General features: G+C 43.3%; 1 protein-coding gene and 1 pseudogene. Both read left to right on the forward strand.

All coding sequences use genetic code 11. The features are described 5' to 3' along the window. Window positions 1-64: 64 nt before the first annotated feature. A complete protein-coding gene (locus R7070_RS25465) occupies window positions 65-418 on the forward strand; it encodes a DUF2750 domain-containing protein (protein WP_005477755.1) in 354 nt (117 codons plus the stop codon). A 188-nt stretch (window positions 419-606) separates the two neighbouring features. Continuing rightward, window positions 607-1,298: pseudogene (locus R7070_RS25470) on the forward strand (GGDEF domain-containing protein); the annotation flags it as partial.

Raw genomic sequence — 1,298 nt, forward strand, 5'->3', positions numbered from 1 at the left:
TTATGCTTTAGGAATCGGCGCTTTAGTGGTAATCTAGCGGCGTCATAACAATGAGAGTTTTGAAATGAGCAAACTTACATCAGATATCCAAGCAAACCTTGATCTTTTCGTAGCAGAAACGAAAGAAAACCAACTCGTTTGGGGTCTACGCAATGAAGAAGGTTGGTTGTCTTGCGATTCAACTGAGTTCGAAAATAGCGAAGTAATGCCTTTCTGGTCTTCGAAAGAAGATGCTGAAGCGCACAACGTTGAAGAGTGGGCAGATTTTACTGTTCTTGAAATTCCACTAGATATCTTTGTAGAAGATTGGCTTCTGACTCTTGCTGAAGACGGCGTTCTTGTTGGTACAAACTGGAATGATCAGCTAGAAGGCAAAGAAATGGAGCCTCAAGATCTAGCGAAGCTATACGTAGACTAATCGCGTTGACCTCGGCACTTGTGCCGGGGGTTCTATTCCCTCCCCTAGTTCTCAACACAAATATCGACCCACTTCATAGTTTTTCCATTCAGTATTGTTTATTCACTTCACGTGGTCACATCGCCTATAAGATAATGGGTATAACATACTGAAAAGATTATATAAGAAAAACACAAGGCTACTTCCTTATGCGCGCGCTGTCTCCTTTGCTTGCGTCACTGCTTTTTTGCAGTCAAATATACGCAAGTGACTCTACCGAGATTGAACACACCCAAAACTTTACGCAATGGCACGCTGTCTATCAAACAACGTTACACAACGATGCGGCTTCTGCTCTTAGCATGCTTCAAGACCGTTATCATACTTCCGTCTCTGACAGCGAAAGACTTTACGTCAGTGGGTTGATTTATGAGTATATGGCTAACATCAAGCAGCCTTATTACGGAAGTAGCCAAATCTTAAACAATGATTTCGCGAAGTTAGAATCTGAGTACATTCTCGCTTTAAACGAACGTAAACATGGCAGTTATGACGCTTCTGTTGCCAGTTTCAGCTCGTTAAGGCAAAAGATGAAACAAAATGGTGACGTGGAAGGTAAAGCGTTGATGAATTACCAACTTTGCTACACGCTAAACCAGCAAGGCCGTTACCACAAGGCAAACTTCTTTTGCTCATCTCTCGAAAGCCATTTAGACGATAAGCACGCAGAAGTCTTCCCTGCAGACTTGGCGTTGCGAGTCGTAGCGAACAACTACAATTATCGCGGCGACTACGAAAAGGCTCTGAGCCTGTACCGCCGTCTGCTTGCCAATATGTCTTATCAAAGCGACCCATCTGGTATTTATAACGATGTCGGCAATTTACTGGCCGAATTAGGACA

Origin of the sequence: Vibrio sp. 1557, from assembly GCF_033340175.1 — a bacterium.
Taxonomy (GTDB): domain Bacteria; phylum Pseudomonadota; class Gammaproteobacteria; order Enterobacterales; family Vibrionaceae; genus Vibrio; species Vibrio alginolyticus.

Bases quoted from the DNA above. Each gene is read 5' to 3' on its own strand.
- R7070_RS25465 (WP_005477755.1), top strand. From the start codon at position 65: ATGAGCAAACTTACATCAGATATCCAAGCAAACCTTGATCTTTTCGTA.